The sequence below is a fragment of the Candidatus Limimorpha sp. genome (assembly GCF_056203535.1).
Window position 1 is genome coordinate 1 of the sequence record NZ_JBADWU010000048.1, and the last position, 16,229, is coordinate 16,229.

General features: G+C 44.5%; 21 protein-coding genes, 2 tRNA genes and 1 pseudogene. 20 read left to right on the plus strand and 4 right to left on the minus strand.

Translation table 11 applies throughout. The features are described 5' to 3' along the window. From AC06MN_RS05215 to rpsT, 6 genes are all read left to right on the plus strand, one after another. Window positions 1-208 (plus strand): T9SS type A sorting domain-containing protein (locus AC06MN_RS05215; RefSeq protein WP_475671298.1); only part of this gene is annotated, 208 nt, incomplete at its 5' end. Between the two features lie 324 nt (window positions 209-532). Continuing rightward, window positions 533-608: transfer RNA gene (locus AC06MN_RS05220), tRNA-His, on the plus strand. Window positions 609-701: 93 nt separating this feature from the next. Beyond that, window positions 702-2,084 carry a tRNA (N6-isopentenyl adenosine(37)-C2)-methylthiotransferase MiaB gene (gene miaB / locus AC06MN_RS05225; protein ID WP_475671299.1) on the plus strand — a complete coding sequence of 461 codons (1,383 nt, stop codon included), beginning with the start codon at window positions 702-704 and terminating at the stop codon, window positions 2,082-2,084. A 91-nt stretch (window positions 2,085-2,175) separates the two neighbouring features. Next, window positions 2,176-2,913, plus strand: coding sequence for a four helix bundle suffix domain-containing protein (locus AC06MN_RS05230; protein ID WP_475671300.1), 738 nt, complete (start codon window positions 2,176-2,178; stop codon window positions 2,911-2,913). 108 nt (window positions 2,914-3,021) lie between these two features. Then, window positions 3,022-4,311, plus strand: a complete 1,290-nt coding sequence (gene mtaB / locus AC06MN_RS05235) for a tRNA (N(6)-L-threonylcarbamoyladenosine(37)-C(2))-methylthiotransferase MtaB (RefSeq protein ID WP_475671301.1) — start codon at window positions 3,022-3,024, stop codon at window positions 4,309-4,311. Window positions 4,312-4,435: 124 nt separating this feature from the next. Beyond that, window positions 4,436-4,690, plus strand: coding sequence for a 30S ribosomal protein S20 (gene rpsT / locus AC06MN_RS05240; protein WP_475671302.1), 255 nt, complete (start codon window positions 4,436-4,438; stop codon window positions 4,688-4,690). 232 nt (window positions 4,691-4,922) lie between these two features. Here the strand turns inward: rpsT and AC06MN_RS05245 are convergent. Next, window positions 4,923-5,144, minus strand: a pseudogene (locus tag AC06MN_RS05245) (3'-5' exonuclease family protein); the annotation flags it as partial. Window positions 5,145-5,155: 11 nt separating this feature from the next. Further along, window positions 5,156-6,019, minus strand: coding sequence for a choice-of-anchor J domain-containing protein (locus tag AC06MN_RS05250; RefSeq protein ID WP_475671303.1), 864 nt, complete (start codon window positions 6,017-6,019; stop codon window positions 5,156-5,158). Window positions 6,020-6,132: 113 nt separating this feature from the next. Here AC06MN_RS05250 and AC06MN_RS05255 point away from each other — a divergent pair. The 5 genes from AC06MN_RS05255 (at window position 6,133) to AC06MN_RS05275 (ending at window position 10,538) form a co-directional block, all read left to right on the plus strand. After that, window positions 6,133-6,204: transfer RNA gene (locus AC06MN_RS05255), tRNA-Arg, on the plus strand. A gap of 321 nt (window positions 6,205-6,525) precedes the next feature. Further along, on the plus strand, window positions 6,526-6,852 hold the full coding sequence (locus AC06MN_RS05260; RefSeq protein ID WP_475671304.1) for a DUF6508 domain-containing protein: 327 nt from the start codon (window positions 6,526-6,528) through the stop codon (window positions 6,850-6,852). A 117-nt stretch (window positions 6,853-6,969) separates the two neighbouring features. Further along, complete coding sequence (locus tag AC06MN_RS05265; RefSeq protein ID WP_475671305.1) at window positions 6,970-7,617, plus strand: alpha/beta hydrolase-fold protein; 648 nt, start codon at window positions 6,970-6,972, stop codon at window positions 7,615-7,617. A gap of 165 nt (window positions 7,618-7,782) precedes the next feature. Next, the gene (locus AC06MN_RS05270; protein ID WP_475671306.1) at window positions 7,783-8,268 is read left to right on the plus strand and encodes a T9SS type A sorting domain-containing protein; all 486 of its coding nucleotides are present in this window, start codon (window positions 7,783-7,785) and stop codon (window positions 8,266-8,268) included. Beyond that, the gene (locus AC06MN_RS05275; RefSeq protein ID WP_475671307.1) at window positions 8,265-10,538 is read left to right on the plus strand and encodes a carbohydrate-binding domain-containing protein; all 2,274 of its coding nucleotides are present in this window, start codon (window positions 8,265-8,267) and stop codon (window positions 10,536-10,538) included. Before AC06MN_RS05270 ends, AC06MN_RS05275 begins: the two co-directional genes overlap by 4 nt. A 978-nt stretch (window positions 10,539-11,516) precedes the next feature. On the opposite strand, the gene AC06MN_RS05280 is transcribed toward AC06MN_RS05275, so the two are convergent. Both AC06MN_RS05280 and AC06MN_RS05285 read right to left on the minus strand, forming a co-directional pair. After that, window positions 11,517-11,726, minus strand: coding sequence for a hypothetical protein (locus AC06MN_RS05280; protein ID WP_475671308.1), 210 nt, complete (start codon window positions 11,724-11,726; stop codon window positions 11,517-11,519). Continuing rightward, the gene (locus AC06MN_RS05285) at window positions 11,719-12,039 is read right to left on the minus strand and encodes a helix-turn-helix domain-containing protein (RefSeq protein WP_475671309.1); all 321 of its coding nucleotides are present in this window, start codon (window positions 12,037-12,039) and stop codon (window positions 11,719-11,721) included. Before AC06MN_RS05285 ends, AC06MN_RS05280 begins: the two co-directional genes overlap by 8 nt. 124 nt (window positions 12,040-12,163) lie before the next feature. Between AC06MN_RS05285 and AC06MN_RS05290 the strand changes: the two genes are divergently transcribed. From AC06MN_RS05290 to AC06MN_RS05330, 9 genes are all read left to right on the plus strand, one after another. Then, a complete protein-coding gene (locus AC06MN_RS05290; protein WP_475671310.1) occupies window positions 12,164-12,397 on the plus strand; it encodes a hypothetical protein in 234 nt (77 codons plus the stop codon). A 5-nt stretch (window positions 12,398-12,402) separates the two neighbouring features. Continuing rightward, the gene (locus tag AC06MN_RS05295) at window positions 12,403-13,026 is read left to right on the plus strand and encodes a primase-helicase family protein (protein ID WP_475671311.1); all 624 of its coding nucleotides are present in this window, start codon (window positions 12,403-12,405) and stop codon (window positions 13,024-13,026) included. Continuing rightward, complete coding sequence (locus tag AC06MN_RS05300; protein ID WP_475671312.1) at window positions 13,023-13,373, plus strand: hypothetical protein; 351 nt, start codon at window positions 13,023-13,025, stop codon at window positions 13,371-13,373. Before AC06MN_RS05295 ends, AC06MN_RS05300 begins: the two co-directional genes overlap by 4 nt. Continuing rightward, window positions 13,370-13,639 (plus strand): hypothetical protein, encoded by a 270-nt coding sequence (locus AC06MN_RS05305; RefSeq protein WP_475671313.1) that lies wholly within the window; start codon window positions 13,370-13,372, stop codon window positions 13,637-13,639. Before AC06MN_RS05300 ends, AC06MN_RS05305 begins: the two co-directional genes overlap by 4 nt. Further along, window positions 13,639-15,231: a DNA cytosine methyltransferase gene (locus AC06MN_RS05310; protein ID WP_475671314.1), complete on the plus strand. Its 1,593-nt coding sequence runs from the start codon at window positions 13,639-13,641 to the stop codon at window positions 15,229-15,231. The genes AC06MN_RS05305 and AC06MN_RS05310 overlap by 1 nt, the downstream gene beginning before the upstream one ends. 13 nt (window positions 15,232-15,244) lie before the next feature. Then, window positions 15,245-15,502: a hypothetical protein gene (locus tag AC06MN_RS05315; RefSeq protein WP_475671315.1), complete on the plus strand. Its 258-nt coding sequence runs from the start codon at window positions 15,245-15,247 to the stop codon at window positions 15,500-15,502. 102 nt (window positions 15,503-15,604) lie between these two features. Beyond that, complete coding sequence (locus tag AC06MN_RS05320; RefSeq protein WP_475671316.1) at window positions 15,605-15,787, plus strand: hypothetical protein; 183 nt, start codon at window positions 15,605-15,607, stop codon at window positions 15,785-15,787. After that, complete coding sequence (locus AC06MN_RS05325) at window positions 15,784-16,074, plus strand: hypothetical protein (protein ID WP_475671317.1); 291 nt, start codon at window positions 15,784-15,786, stop codon at window positions 16,072-16,074. The genes AC06MN_RS05320 and AC06MN_RS05325 overlap by 4 nt, the downstream gene beginning before the upstream one ends. After that, a complete protein-coding gene (locus tag AC06MN_RS05330; RefSeq protein ID WP_475671318.1) occupies window positions 16,071-16,229 on the plus strand; it encodes a hypothetical protein in 159 nt (52 codons plus the stop codon). The genes AC06MN_RS05325 and AC06MN_RS05330 overlap by 4 nt, the downstream gene beginning before the upstream one ends.

Genomic DNA, 16,229 nt, shown 5'->3' on the forward strand with positions numbered 1-16,229 from the left:
TCCTAACCCGACATCAGGCGACATCAATATTGAAGTTCCCGGAATGCAACACATTACCATAACGAACACCTTGGGACAGACCGTCGTCGACATGGAGCTTGATGCCGATACGTCAAGCATCAACATGGCGCAATTCGGCACAGGCATGTATCTGATCCGCATTCAGACCGAAAACAGCTCATGCACGAAACGTTTTAGGGTGGAATGATTGAAACAGATTGAAAATTGTGGATTCAAAAGGAATCCTTTTGTTGAAGCCATACTTTGAAAACGTCTGTAAAATCAGACTGTTTCCAACTCAAAATCCTCAAATGAAACCTGCCAGCTTATCAAGTTGGCAGGTTTCATTTGAGACAAGCCACAATCCACAGGTCAAAAAACGAAAATATTCGTTTTTTATTATATCATAAAATATTATAAATCAATTTTTTAAATCATTTCAAGGCAAAAACATTCATTTTATAAAGATTTTTTTCTCCAAAAATGAATCCATTTTCAAAAAAAGTTGTACTTTTGCACTCGCAAATCAGATGGTGGGTGTAGCTCAGTTGGTTAGAGTACCGGATTGTGGTTCCGTGGGTCGTGGGTTCGAATCCCACCTCCCACCCTGAAGAAGAGGTTCAAACGAGCCTCTTTTTTTGTTGAATAAGGTCATTTTCATATTTTTCCCTATTTTTGCAACTCAAAACAAAAATCACACAATGAAATACTATCTTCTCCCCTTAGGCTGCCAGATGAACCAAAGCGACACAGGCCGCGTGCGCACCGTGTTGCATCGCATGGGATTTGTCCCGACCGACAACGAAGACGAAGCCACCATTTTAGGCGTCATCGCTTGTTCCGTGCGGCAGAAAGGCATCGACAAAGTGTATGGCCGCATCGAGAAATGGAACGCCATGAAAAACCGTCAGAATGTCATCACCTTTGTTTCTGGTTGCATTCTGCCTGCCGACCGCGTGCGTTTCCTCAAGCTCTTCGATTTGGTCTTCCCGATGAACGAACTGCCAAACTTCCCCGACATGATCCGTCAGTATGGCATCGTCACGCCGGCATCCTTGAAAATGGGAGAAGAAATTCCGTATCAGCCTGTGGTTCAGCCTGAAATGCCGCTGTTCAACAAACACGACAAGGTGAATCCTTCAGCCAACATGGAGCCTTTCTGGGCCATCACACCTTGCCAGGCATCGACTTTCGAGGCGTTTATCCCGATTCAAAACGGCTGCAACAAATTCTGCACTTACTGCGCTGTGCCTTACACCAGAGGCCGCGAAGTGTCGCGCCCAAGCGAAGACATTTTGGCCGAACTGAAAAGTCTCGTGGAAAGAGACTACAAGCGCATCACCCTGTTGGGACAGAATGTCAATTCGTATGGCTTGGACAAAAACGGCGAGGAAATCAATTTCGCCGAACTGCTGCGCCGCGTCGGCGAATACGGTAAGACATCGGGCAAGGAGTTTTGGGTGTATTTCACCTCGCCGCATCCACGCGACATGACTGACAAAGTCATCGAAGTCATCGCGCAATACGATTGTCTCGCCAAGCAGATTCACATCCCGATTCAGTCGGGCGACGATACCATGCTGCAGCGTATGAACCGTCATCACAACATGGAAACCTATCGCCATATCATTCAGACTATCAGACAGGTACTACCAACAGCAACCATTTTCACTGATATTATCGTCGGCTTCACCCACGAGAGCGAAGAGGAATTTGAAAACACGCGCAAAGCCATGGAAGAATTCAAATACAACATGGCTTACATTGCCCAATACAGCGTGCGTGAAGGCGCCGTCGCCTCCGGCTGGGACGACGACATCACAAAGGAAGTGAAGCGCGAGCGTTACCATCGCCTCACCGACGAATTGATGAAACACAGCCTCGTTTACAACGAAAGCCTGGTCGGCACGACCGTAAAGATGCTTGTTGAAGACCACGACCGCAAGAGCGGTTACCTCAACGGTCACACCGAAGGCAAGATTGTCATCCGCTTTGCCTCCGACGACGAAAGCCTCATCGGCCAGATCGTCAAGGTGAAAGTGACAGTTGCCACACCACTTTCCATTGAAGGAGAATTGGAATAAGGGTAATTTTGGCAATAGAACCAATCACAGCATTCCGAAATCTTGAATGTATGGAATATTTAGTAATTTTGCCAATCAAAACACATACAAGATGCAAATCAACAGATTCGGATATTTTTGGCTGGACACATGGGTGCTGGCCAACGTGATACAACTTACCACACAAGATTTCTGCACCCGTTACTTCAACCACGTCAATGACCCTTGCGGCCGGCAATACGACCAAATGACACAAGCTGCGCGTTCAGTTCCTGCCAATATCGCAGAAGGTAACTCACGGCATTCCACATCAAAAGAGACCGAGATGCGCCTCACCGATGTAGCACGGGCAAGTCTGGCGGAATTAGCCAACGACTATATAAACTGGCTTATGAGGCATGAGGAAATCCCATGGTCGGTAAAATCAGAAGAACACAATAGCGTTAGCAGCATTCCATTAGACCGTCCAACTTACAAAGACGATGTGCAGCATCTCAGCTGCATACACATCCTAAAACAAAAACACAAATTTGACAAATGGCTTTGCTCAAAAAATTCAATAATTGAAGCCAACTGTCTCCTTATCCTTTGTAATCGTCTTATCATGATGCTGGGCAAGCAAATTGAGAACCAACTTGAAAATTTCAAAGAGGAAGGAGGATTCACAGAAGCTTTAACTGCGGAAAGGCTTGCTTATCGGGCAGAACAAAGTAGCCAAACCGATGCCCCAATTTGTCCAAAATGTGGTAAACCCATGATAAAACGCATGGCTAAAAAAGGTAAAAACGCAGGCAATGCTTTCTGGAGTTGTTCAAACTATCCTGAATGCAATGGTACTAGAAATATTTGATTTTCGTAATACCGAAATTACGAAATAACGTTATAACGATACAATCGAGGCGTTAAAGCCAAGCTAACTGAAAGACATATTTATTAAACTTTCCCCAAAAATCGAACTATGAAAATTGCATTCAAGACATTGGGCTGCCGCGTCAACCTGTTTGAGACTGACGCCTTGGCATCGCGATTCAAGGCCAACGGCTACGAAATTGCCGAAAGCAACGAAAGCGCCGATGTCTTCATTGTCAACACCTGCACCGTCACCAACCAGAGCGACCAAAAATGCCGCCAGGCCATCCATCAGATACGTCGCAAGAATCCCGATGCACTGATTGCCATCACAGGATGCATGGTCAACAATTACAAGGAAGAGCTGCTCCAATCGGGCATTGCCGACTATGTCATCGACAACGAACGCAAAGCCGCCATTTTTGACATCATCAACGACCATTTCCAAAAAGGCGCCAGCGACCCAGAAGGCTACGACCGCGATCTTTTCAGTTATCAGCCTGCTTTCGATACTTTTCACACGCGCAGTCTCATCAAGATTCACGACGGCTGCAACAACTACTGCTCCTACTGCATCATTCCGACCGTAAGAGGCCGCAGCACCAGCCGACCTGCAGAAGACATCTATCACAATATCAGGGAAGTCGTCGCTCACGGCTTCAAGGAAATCGTTCTGACCGGAGTCAACATGGGACGTTATCAATACGAAGACACCAATTTCGAGCAACTCGTTGAAAACATTCTCAACATCGATGGTGATTTTCGCGTGCGCGTCTCCTCCATTGAGCCTGACCAGTTTTCTGACCGTTTCCTTGAACTCTTTCAGCACGAAAAACTGGCGCCACACATGCACATCTGCCTGCAAAGCGGTTGCGAAAACACGCTCCGGCAAATGCACCGTTTTTACTCCGCCGCCCAATTCCGCGAGATGTGCGAAAGAATCAAGGCCTTCCGCCCTGATTTCAACATCACGACCGACATCATCGTGGGTTTTCCTGGCGAGACCGATGCCGATTTCAAGGAAAGTTGCGACTTTGCACGCGAAATCGGGTTCAGCCACATTCACACCTTTAAATATTCCGTGCGTAGTGGCACCAAAGCCGCCACCATGCCCAACCAGGTTCCCGAAAAAGTCAAAAGCGAACGCAGCGAAATCATGCGTGCCATCTCCTTGGAGAACAAAAACCGCTATTTCGGCATGATGCAAGGCCACACCCAACGCATGTTGATTGAGCGCATCGATGCCAAAGGAACGGCAAAAGGCTATGGCGAGAACTACATTCCGATACAAGTCAAGGCCATTAATGCCGAAAGAAACACCTTTATTAATATAAAACTTTCGGAATTCGAGCATTGCAATGATGAAGACAAGATGAACTTTACAGGAATAATAATATGATTATCAACAAATTAAAATTTTACAACTCAGAAAGATTAAAAAAATTGAAATTTTAAGCGTTTGTAACGATAAAAGTTGTAATTTTGCAGCCCGATAAAGAAAGAAACAAAAAGTAAAAATAGATATGGCAAATCACAAATCGTCACTCAAGAGAATTCGTCAGACAGAAAAAAGACGTTTGCACAACCGCTACTATGCCAAGAGCATGCGTAACGAAGTTAGAAAGTTCAGAACATTGACCGACAAGTCTGAAGCAGAAACCAAGCTGCCAAAGATGTACTCAATCATTGACAAGGTTGCCAAGCGTGGTATCATCCACAAGAATAAGGCTGCCAATCTGAAGTCAAAGCTGACGAAATACACAGCAAAGTTGGCTTAATAAGAGTTTTTTCATCATAATGTTGGAAGCCTCTCCCGGTTTTTCGGGGGAGGTTTTTTTATTATTGATGTCAATATTTTAACAACAAAAAAAACTACTGACTATTAGATTTTTTTGAACCTCTATTCATACAATTTAGCGGACACTAATAATCTACAATCAGTTGTGGTCTTGGTTGGTTGGATACCCAAGAATATTCTTACACGGATAACGGCATACACCATTTGAAGTCCTCAATCAAAGGCTCGACCTGCCGCCAAACTTTCGGGAATACGGGCGTATCTTCGGTGTCTTCTTGCGTCAAGCCATGGACTTGCGTATTCCAACGGCAATAAAAATTCGGTTCGGGCAGAATGAGGGCATAAAACTTGTCGGTGATTTCACCATCGCACACCACAACGATGCCAACCGAGCAGACACTGGTCAGATTGTAATTGGCTGTCTGTCTCAAAATCTATGTCATGGTCACTCGCCAACCACCACGCGTTGCATTTTGCAACCGTTTTCAGTCTCAATGCGCAAGAAATAAACGCCTGTTTCATACCGGCTCAAATCCAACACCACCTGATCGGCATCGACAGCAAGGCTGAAGACTTTCTGTCCCAGTGCATTAAAAATGGCGATTTGCTTCATGCCATCAGCCTTGACGGTCACATTGCCATGGGTAGGATTCGGCGCAACGCAAGCCTCAATCTGTGTTTCACTTACGGCATCATAATCACCAGCAATGATAGTGACATCATCCACATCCAATTTATATTGGTCGGTGCAGTTGAAATGGCGAATGGCAACGTAAATCATTTGACCTTCATACTGGCTCAAATCGGCACGGTATTCCGTCCATTCGCTCTGGCCCTTGTTCCAATTGTTCGGGATAGTCCATTCGGCAATGGTCGTGAAATCAGCAGGATCAGTGTTTCCTTTGGTAGAGACTGCCACGCCAAAATGTTCTTCAGGATAGATTTCATCGTGCGAGCAAGCCCAGAAACTAATGCTGGCATCGGCACTGGCCAAAAACTGACGCGAGACGAGGTAATTGTCTGGAGTAAGGACATTTGGATATTGATAGGATTCCGAGCAAGCCCAGCCATCGGTTTCATTGTGACCCATTTCGGTGCCTAACAGATGACCATTGAACCAATCATAACCATCGCCATCAGCATCAATGGTAGTCCAATCGGTGAGAACAGGTTCACCTTCAAAGTCGTAAGTGTATGTCACTCCCCTATTTGGAGCATTAAGGAACGTGTTTTCAACAGAGAAATTCTGAGCATTCAATTGACCCAAGCCCATAAAAGCGAGCATCACCAAAAAGAAAGATTTTTTCATTTCATTAGTATTTAAACGGTTATCAAAATGGTTTATTTATTTTGCAAAAATAAGTTTTTTCCACGAGCAAGACCTTTTATGAAGGAATAATTTATATTTTTGCAGTCCATAAAGGACCCGTAGTTTAATGGATAAAATAAAGGATTCCGGTTCCTTAGCTCAGGGTTCGATTCCCTGCGGGTTCACAATTTTATGCCATATCTTATTGATTTTCAAGATATGGCATATATTTTTGTACAACGATTTTATGCATTCGCAGCACAAATTGTTTCTTTAAAGTCATTGCAAATACAGATTCTTCACGTTCCCAAGATAGTGTTACAAAAAGTGAGCCCGGAGTCTGCTGACTTCAGGTAGGTTTTCAGCTTCCGCTTCAATTCGGCATGCCTACATCTTCTTTAGAATCATACTTCCGCCGTAAGTGACAGAAAATCATAGTTGCGGCGGAATAATAATTGCAATTTTGGAAATAAATCGTACCTTTGTGAGTTGAAAAAGAGAATCTTATGTCAGATAAAAAAGAAATCAAGGCTTGCATAGCCTTTCTCGAAACCAATCCGAAGATCGAATACAATCCTTATCCTTGCTATCCAACAGAGGTCACACAGGCATTGGGCTTTATGGGACCAGATTATGATTATTTGTCGCATTACGATGCACTCATGGAATCGGGAAAAACGATTGAAGAATACAATCTGGACGAACTGAAAACCATGTTCACTTTCATCAATCGGGGTGAGCGTTTTTGCGATGGGCACATTGCGTCCTTCGTCGAAAACGGTGAGTTGCTGCGGCTTTTGAAGCGGCTGTTAGAGATGGTTGAATCGTTTTAGGTTTAATCGTTTATTTGTTGAAAAGTGGAAAGTTGGAAAGTGGAAAGCGTTTTTGAACTTTTTTGAACAATCTTGAACAATTTTTACTGATAACTGATAACTGAAAACCAAAAAAGTATGGATTATTCCCTCGTCACAACATATAAAACCAATAAGGTCTGCTATTTGATTCTTCCCGAGGGTGTCTCGAAAGATTTGAATGTTGACTTGCAGGAACTTGCAGAGCGTTTCTCACTTACATTCGTCATGATTGAAGGCGTCGATTGGAACAATGACCTCACGCCTTGGCCTGCTTCGGGCGTGTTCAAAAAAGCAAAGCCTTTTGGCGGACAAGCTTCGGTTTTCCTGACGAAATTGTGCAACGATATCGTACCGAAAGCAGAAAATGAATTGGGGTTGATAAATCCGCAAAGAACTTTGATGGGCGTGTCGCTTTCGGGATTGTTTGCTGTTTGGTCGGCTCTCAATACCGCTGTCTTTCAAAATGTTATCAGTATTTCCGGCTCATTGTGGTATGATGGTTTTGCCGAATGGGTGAAGACGCGCGAAATTTCGCCGAAAGTGGAAAACATTTGCCTTCTGTTAGGCGAAAAGGAGAAAAAAGCCAAGGAAAAACGGATGGCGACGGTGGAGGAAAAGACCTCGGAAATCGCAGCCATGCTAAAGGAAAAGTGTCAAGGCAAAGTCGTTTTCGAGCTGGTGGAAGGAACGCATTTCTCGCCTGTCGTGCCGCGAATGGAAAAAGCATTGGAAAGGCTTGTTTAGAAAAATATTGTTCGGCCTATCGACATTTTGTCCTGTATTTTTCTTCCAATATGTTGATTTCAAATCCACAAATTCACGTTTCAAGCCTTTTTTTCTCCATGTTAGGTTGCTCAATTTTTTAGTGATATAATTTTCCCTATTTTTGTCCATTCAAATTCTTATGATATGAAATATTTACTTGAAAAAATGCTATTGCTTGTTTTTGCAATCCTAAGTATCGGAAACACGGTTAAAGCACAGCAAACTGAAATTCAAGCTGTTATAACACGTCATAACGGCGACGAACAGATTTACCAACTCGACGAAAACGACAGGATTTCTTTCCCGAACGACGAAATTCTGGTCATCACCCAAAACGGAACGGACATTCAGATTCCCATTTCCGAAATCCGAAAAGTGACTTTCAATGAAGTTTTAGCCACGGCTGAAAACGAAGCGAAAAACATCGGCATTTTTCCAAATCCTGCCGACAACAGTTTCACAATCAGCGGAATAAACGGATTTCAGCAAATGAACATTTATTCCTTTGACGGGCGTTTGGTCAAGCAGGAAACCGTCGGTTGCGGTCAAAGCATCGACATCACTAAACTGCCGCAAGGACTTTATTATGTGAACATTAACAAACAGAATTTCAAACTGATAAAACTATGAAAAAGACCTTGACACTCATCATTGGCGTTCTGTTTGCCATCAGTTTGAATGCCCAAAACGAGCAACACCTCTACCTGCACCATTCGGGAGCCGTCATTTACAACGATGCGGTTCACAATATCGACGGCATCACTTTCCAAGGCAATCCGGCATCTGCCGTCGTCGACGCCACAAGCGGACAGACTTCATTCCCCGTCACGATGATTGACAGCATCACCTTCGGCATCGAGGAAGCCCCTTCAGGCGACATCGTTCGGATTGTTTACAACGGCAATTCCGTTGAAATCACGAATCCGTTTTCAAATGAAGGTGTCAGCGTTTCAAATAATCAGGCCGATGTGGTGGTCAGTTCCTCAAAAGCAAACGTAATTTATTCATTGTCAGGAACAACAAGCAACGGTTCCATTACCTTCATGAGCAGCAAGGATTTTGACCTCATCCTCGACAATGCCAATCTCTCAAGCGCAAGCAAGGCCGTCATCGACATTGCGTCCGAGACAAATGCCACCGTCGAATTGAACGGAACCTCCACCCTTTCCGACGGCAGCAACGGGGCACAAAAGGCTGCAATTTGTTCGGCTAGCGACCTGACTTTCACCAAAGGCGACGGCACTTTGAACATTAACGGCAACACAAAACACGGCATTTTTACAGAAGGAAACCTTATCGTTTCCAGCGGGGAAATCATCATCAGCGATGCCCAAAGCGATGGTTTGCACGTCGATTCTTTCACCCAAACCAATGGAGAAATCAGCATTTTACATTCCGGTTCCGACGGCATAGACAGTTCGACCGACATCAACATTTTTGGCGGGTCAATCAGCATCAACTCCACAAACGACGATACGAAAGGCCTCACCGCTTCGGAAACCGTGAGCATCTCGGGCGGCACGGTTGAAATCAACACTTCGGGATACGACAGCAAAGCCATAAAGTGTGATGATTTGGTCACCATTAGTGGCGGAAGCATCGAAATCAATCATTCCGGCAACATTTCCAAAGGTATCAAGAGTGCCTATCTGAATGTCAGCGGCGGTGAAATCACCATTACCGCATCAGGAAAAACCGTTGTGGAACAAGAAGAAAACCAAGAAGTTACATCCTACTGTTCTGCCATTAAGATTGATACCGAAATCAACATTACAGGCGGCAATTTCAACATCAATTTGCCAAGCTCAAACGATGGCGGCAAAGCCATCAGCTGCGACGGAGACGCCATCATCAGCGGCGGGACTTTCGAACTTGAGACTCACGGCGACGGCGCAAGCTACACCGTTTCAGGCAACACGAAAGATGCCTACACTTCTTCGTGCATCAAATGCGACGGCAACCTGGAAATCCTTGCAGGCAATCTCACTTGCACCAGCACCGGCAAAGGCGGCAAAGGCATCAATGCCGACGGCAACATGACCATCGGACACGCCGATGCGCCCGACAGCGACCTCATTATCAACGTTTCCACTTCGGGTGAACGCATCACCATTACCAGCGGCGGCGGTGGAGGCCCTGGAGGAGGCCCAGGAGGTGAAGGCGAATATGCCAATCCTAAAGCCATAAAATGCGAAGGCGACATGACCATCAACAGCGGCAGCATCACCATCAACTGCACCCAGAACAACGAAGGCGGCGAATGTCTTGAAAGCAAAGCCCAAATGACCATCAACGGCGGCAACATTGAAGCCTATTCGAAAGGCGATGATGCCATTAACACAGCCGACAATCTCACTATCAACGGCGGGACAATCTACTGTCATTCCGACAACAACGACGCCATCGATTCCAACGGCACACTATTCATCAATGGAGGCCTCACCATAGCCAACGGAGCCCGACAGCCGGAATGTGGTTTCGACTGCGACAACAACCAATTCAAAATCACGGGCGGCATTGTCTGTGGCACAGGCGGCGACACCAGCAACCCGACGGCCAATGTCTGCACGCAACCATCCTTGAAAATCAACACACAAGCAGGATATGCCATCCAAGTCCTGAACGCTTCGGGCGAAGTCGTAGTGACCTACCAATGCCCGACCCTGCAAGGCGGCGGCGGTGGCGGTCCGGGCGGTGGCAGCGGCATCAAGTTCCTACTCTCCCATCCCGATTTTGCCACCGGCCAGACTTACACCGTGAAATACAACGGGACAATTTCCGGCGGCGACAACTGGAACGGCTACTACACGGGCAACGTCACCTATTCAGGCGGACAGCAGACCACCGTCACCCTCAATTCCATGGCAACAACCGTCAATGCCGGCGGCGGCGGATGGTAAAAACAAAGTTTTTCACAAAGACCTATATTGGCAAACAGGGACAGGATTTCCTCGGACAGCCGATGCGTTAACGAAATGAGGGCGAATTAAGCCTTGGCGAATGGCACATTTAGCGATAAGGAAAGCGATGGCAATCAATGTGTAGGAGAAGAAGCGACATACCACCTAAAACCTCAAAACGAAAACCACAAACGCACTGGCAGATGGTTGGAGGGCTTATGGAATTTAGGTTGGATTTGCGGGAAATATAGACCTATAACGTTTTTGTGGTTGAGTAAGAGAAATGAAAAATGGCGTAACTTTTGGTTGTCACCTTGTTACGCCATTTGTTCAGCGGAGAGAAAGGGAATTGAAACAACCCTTCTATATTCTTTCATTCAGTTGATTCTCAATAATTTCACTTTGTGTTTTTTGACGTTTTTGCAATTGTTTTGACCCGTTTTTGACCCGAGTTGCGGAGAGATAACTTTCTCTCCGCAAGCGTTTTGCGCTCTCTTTTTGACCCGTTTCTGACCCGGGATTTATTATTTTTAGTGCATAAAAGATAAACCATTCGATTTGAAATTGAGAAGAAATCTGTCAAGTTTATTCTTCCTTTTCATATAGTTTTCAAGATGCTTTTCAAGACATTTCCCATTATCAAAAATAGGTTCTTTTCCTTCGTCATACAAATAGCCTTGGATATAACTGTCACTTTCTCGGATGCAATCTTCAAAATCACATGAGAAAGAATCAAATTCACTTTTGTAATCAAATCCGTCTATGGCAATGTATTCTGCGATAACGGAATAATTTCTGTTTTTTACAACGATTGTTTTTGTATCGAAGTAATAGTAAACGCAATAGGGATATTTTTTGTAAAAATCCAGATACAACATGGCTGTCTTTATCTATTATTCTTCAAATGAGTTAGGGCGTACGTGCTCGTCCATTCTATAAGTCCTTGCGCCGATTTTGACAAACTAATATCGAAGCCTTTCAATTGTCAAAATCTAAGGAAGACACAGCCCTGTGCAAATCTTGTATCTCTCCTGCTATAGAATCCGCAGCGTTTTGAATAGATGCAGATAACAGAATGGAAGAAATCAGCTCAGGGTGATTTTTAGCGTATCCATCACCAAACTTTTTATCAATTTCTCTTTTTGCATCTACCATGTCACTTAACACATCAATAATGAATTTAGACATTTTTCTTTCCTTTCTTTAATATTTCAATGTATTCATTCAAGTTCTGAATGATTTTGTCTTTTTCAATGCAGTTTTCACAGACTTTGGCCTGTTGACTCTCTGGAACGTATTTCTCTGGCCAAGTCAATACATCAACAGGTGATACGCCAAGTGCATTACTTATTTGTAATAATCTGCTATAGGTAATATCACTTTCCCTACTGATGTAAACAGAATATGCGGGTTGCTTGATGCCTAATATTTCAGCGATAACAGCCTGTTTAATGTGCTTTTCCTTTCGAATTTCCTCAATGTTTCTCAAAATGTTAATCATAATGCAATTATATTTAATTGATTTTCAATATTATGTAATTTTATGAATAAAAATATTACTATTTACTTGTAATATATTACTTTTTTGTAATATATTTGCATTCGAATTACAAATTAAATACATAATGAAAGACGAAGTACAAAAAACGCTGAAAGAGTTTTTCGGCGAACTCTCAGAAAAGAGTAAAAGACAGGTCATTATAGACTTGCAATCAAAATTAAGAAGACCATACTCAACCGTTTACTGCTGGATGACAGGAAAGAGAAACATCGCTTCGCCAACGGAAGCAGACATCGTGTGCAACTACATCCGCGACAATTACCAAGTCGAAATCATCGAGGAAGGAGGCGCGAAATGAACGGAATGACTTACTTTAAGGAAAATTTCCCGAACATCAATCTCCTGCTTGACAACCTGTTCGGCCAAAAAAAGAATTTAGCAATCGATTACCTACATGTCCTTATCAAGCATCCTGGACAATGGCTCCCCGTGCTTGTGCTATCGGGAGAGCAGGAATCCGGAAAGACAACATTTTTAGATCTCGTAAAGAGGATCTCGAATGGTGAAGCGGTAATAACCGATATCTATAGACTTGTATCTCGTTTCAATGAAAAATGGGCTGGGAAAAGCATTGTGATGGTAGATGATTTCTCCATATATAGAGATTGCTTTGAAATCTTTCACGAAATTGCTGCACACAGACTTATACAACGCGAAAAAAAAGGAGAACTGCCAGAATTGGTTCAAAACGACACTCGTCTTATTATCTCCTCGAATCAGCACGACGATCTGATCAACCTTCATCGATATGCCGATCTTCCTGAACGTTACTTTTGGTATGTCACAGATGGAAAGCATATTTCCGATATTGACCATCAATTTTGCGGACGAGTACTATCCGAAGCGGATGAGTTCAGCAAGTTCCTTTGTGACACTTATCACCTTGGAAATGCTGTCGAAATCATCGAGGAAGGAGGCGCACGATGACACATACCGAAATCATCACGCGGCTTTGTGAGCTTGTTGCCTGTATCGAGGACATACGACAGAGGACGAAAGACGATTGCTGCTGGGTTTGCGACGAGCTGGAGGATGTCAGCGAACAAGTGCAGCTTATCGCGAAGCGTGCCTTCAGCATGAAGGACTTTGACCGCATCGAAGAACTTTCCGCACAGCTGGACACCGAATTGAAAGACATAGACACCTCCGACCACAACGACATCCGCCGAATCGCAAGAAGCCTGGTGCTTCAAGAGACAGGAATGGACAAGCTGGTAGAACGCCTGCTTAGGCATCATTACAGGAATTTGAACAAGGAAGGAGGCAAGCCATGAAACTCAACCTGCAAAAAGTCGCTACCAAGTATAGCGCAGTCATCGACGGATATAATGTGGAATTCGGCTGGTACGACAGCGGACGCGCATTCATAGCCGAAAATGGCAAACTGCTGAAAGCCTATAAATGTTATTCGTTTTATGTACCAAGTGAGAGCAAGCTGCCTGGAAAATATTTCGAGTATAATTCAATTAGTTACGATAAGACTCTTGATGGCATCGTGCGATTCCTTAGAGCTAAATATTGCAAGGAAGGAGGAAACTGATGATTCGCTTGCTATACGTTGATTTATTTTGCGGTGCCGGAGGCACAAGCACAGGCGTTGAAGCCGCAAGAATCGGTGGCGAGAAATGCGCCAAGGTGATTGCCTGCGTCAATCACGACCGACACGCCATCGCCAGCCATGCCGCCAACCATCCAGACGCACTGCATTTCACTGAGGACATCAGGACTCTCAATATTGCACCGTTGGCAGCGCATTTGGCAATGTTCAAAGAACAGTGGCCAAACGCTAAGGTGGTGCTTTGGGCTTCGCTCGAATGCACCAACTTCAGCAAAGCCAAGGGCGGTTTGCCTCGTGATGCCGACAGCCGCACGCTTGCCGAACACCTATTTAGGTATATAGACGTTCTTGATCCCGATTACATACAGATAGAGAACGTGGAAGAATTCATGAGCTGGGGCGATGTGGATGCCAAGGGCCATCCGATCAGCCGCGACCGTGGGCGCAGCTTCATGGCGTGGGTGAACCATGTGCGCAGCTATGGCTACAACTTCGACTACCGCATACTGAATGCAGCCGATTTTGGTGCCTACACCAGCCGCAAACGATTCTTTGCCATATTCGGCAAGAATGGTTTGCCAATGATGTTCCCTGTGCCTACTTATTCCAAGAACGGCAACGAGAGTCTTGAAATTTTCGGAACTGTTTACCACAAATGGAAGCCTGTAAGTGAAGTGCTCGACCTCGATGACGAAGGAGAAAGCATCTTCACACGCAACAAGCCTCTTTGCGAAAAGACACTTGAACGCATCTATGCAGGTCTGGTCAAGTTCGTGGCTGGAGGAAAAGACGCTTTTATCGTGAAATACAATTCTGTCAATCAGAAGACGAAAAAATACGTTGCTCCTGGTGTTGACCAGCCATGTCCTACCGTGGCGGCTCAAAACCGCCTTGGTCTGGCAAAGGTTCAGTTCCTGTCAAAACACTTCAGCGGAGACCCTAATGGAAAGAACATCGGCATCGACCAACCGGCAGGAAGCCCAACCTGTATAGACCATCACTCGTTTGTGACGGCTTTTTATGGAAATGGCTTTAACCGTTCTATCGAGGAACCGGCACCAACGGCTACGGGTAAAGACCGCTTCGCATTGGTGACGACTCAGTTCTATCAGAATGAGTATGGCGCAGGCGGACAATTATCGTGCTTGGATAAACCAAATCCTACGGTAATGCCTACGCCAAAACAAAAGCTTGTTTCGGTGAAACAATACCTGATGAATCCGCAATTTGAAAGTTCTGGCGGCAGCATCGACAAGCCTTGCTTTACTTTAATTGCGAGAATGGATAAGATGCCGCCATATCTTGTTTCAACGAATGAAGGTGTCGGAATAGCCATCTTTGAGGATGACTCGCCGATGACAGTAAAAGTCAAGGAGTTTATGGCTTTATACAACATCATCGACATTCGTATGCGCATGTTGAAGGTCAAGGAACTGAAGCGCATTATGGGATTCCCGTCTGACTATGTCCTTATAGGTACACAGAGCGAACAGAAAAAATACATAGGTAATGCCGTAGAGGTCAACATGGCCAAGGCATTGGTGGAAACATTGGCAAATTGCATTAGCGCATGAAAGGAGCATCGAAATGAATAGGAATGAATTTGTAATAAGGCACAAAGTGATTCAAGACATAATTGACAATTTAGACCTTCAATTACAAGAACTAAGAAAAACTTACAGGAAAGAAAGTAATCTGTTTCCTAATGGAAGTATAGTTGATGTGTTTTTCAAGAATGGCGAAACTATAAGAGGAATTATCGATAATGGTTGGAACTTAGACCAAGATACAGGCTTATTTCGCCCCAATCTTTTTAACCTCTTAGAAAGCGGTGGAAAAGGTTAACGCATTCAATACGATTATGATAAAGAAATCGAATCGATTGAAAAAATCGGAGTGACTTCAAAATGCAAAGATTGCGCATGGAGAGTTCTGAAATATGGCAGAATGTTCTGTTTTATCAGAGTAACGGAAAAGCCAGCAGGATTAACAGCTGTTGAAGTCCGACCTGAAGATATAATGTGTGAACATGGCTCACTCGTAACATGGTATGCTGAAATTCCTACGGCAAAGAATTTCCAATTGGAAGCTTTCCAATTGGAAGTAATCAAGGAAGGAGTCTCGAAATGACACCTAATGAATTCATACTGCGATTATATGAATGCGACAAGCATACGAAGATTGTGCTCAATAGCGGAGGATTCGAAGAAATAGAGATGAAATTGTTCATGCTCAAAGATGCTATTACAGTCGAAAGACTGTTTGTCGGATTCGTCAAACACCAATGGTTGTATGTGATGGACGGACGGGTAGTGATGAAAGGCGGACCTGTCAAGGACATCATCTATCACCATGACCACTACAAAGAAAACAGATTCTACGAGATAGTAACCGAAAACGAGGATACGAAAAAATGAGCAAACAACAAAAATTCCGCATCGTCGCCGACCTGTCAGGCGTGTTCACGGTCGAGGAACAGCAAAGCTGCTGCTGGATCAAAAGGTTTATTGCCGGAAAAGGCAAAGACGGCCTTGAAAGGGCCGAAGAATGGCTTGCAAACAGAAAGGACTGA